The sequence below is a fragment of the Streptomyces sp. AC558_RSS880 genome (assembly GCF_019049255.1).
Taxonomy (GTDB): Bacteria; Actinomycetota; Actinomycetes; order Streptomycetales; family Streptomycetaceae; genus Streptomyces.
In genome coordinates, this window is sequence record NZ_JAGMUJ010000071.1 from 1 (window position 1) to 537 (window position 537).

General features: G+C 67.6%; 1 protein-coding gene. It reads left to right on the forward strand.

Going from position 1 to position 537, the window contains the following annotated elements; genetic code table 11:
• On the forward strand, positions 1–528 hold a 528-nt coding region (locus KUM38_RS22570; RefSeq protein WP_217131236.1), incomplete at its 5' end, for an MFS transporter.
• Between the last annotated feature and the right edge of the window lie 9 nt (positions 529–537).

Genomic DNA, 537 nt, shown 5'->3' on the forward strand with positions numbered 1-537 from the left:
ACGCTGTGGCAGTCGGTCGGCGTCGACCCGACGGACTCGTTCTTCTACTCGTTCACCACGTCGATCATCAACATCGTCGGCACCGTCATCGCGATGATCTTCGTCGACCGCATCGGCCGCAGGCCGCTCGCGATCATCGGCTCCGTCGGCATGGTGCTCGGCCTCGCCCTGGAGGCCTGGGCCTTCTCCGCCGACCTCGTCGACGGATCGCTGCCCGCCACCCAGGGCTGGGTCGCCCTGATCGCCGCGCACGTCTTCGTCCTCTTCTTCGCCCTGTCCTGGGGCGTGGTCGTCTGGGTCATGCTCGGCGAGATGTTCCCCAACCGGATCCGCGCCGCCGCCCTCGGCGTCGCCGCCGCCGCGCAGTGGGTCGCCAACTGGGCCATCACCGCGAGCTTCCCCTCGCTGGCCGACTGGAACCTGTCGGCCACCTACGTGATCTACACGCTCTTCGCCGCGCTCTCCATCCCGTTCGTCCTGAAGTTCGTCAAGGAGACGAAGGGCAAGTCGCTGGAGGAGATGGGCTGAGCACCAGCC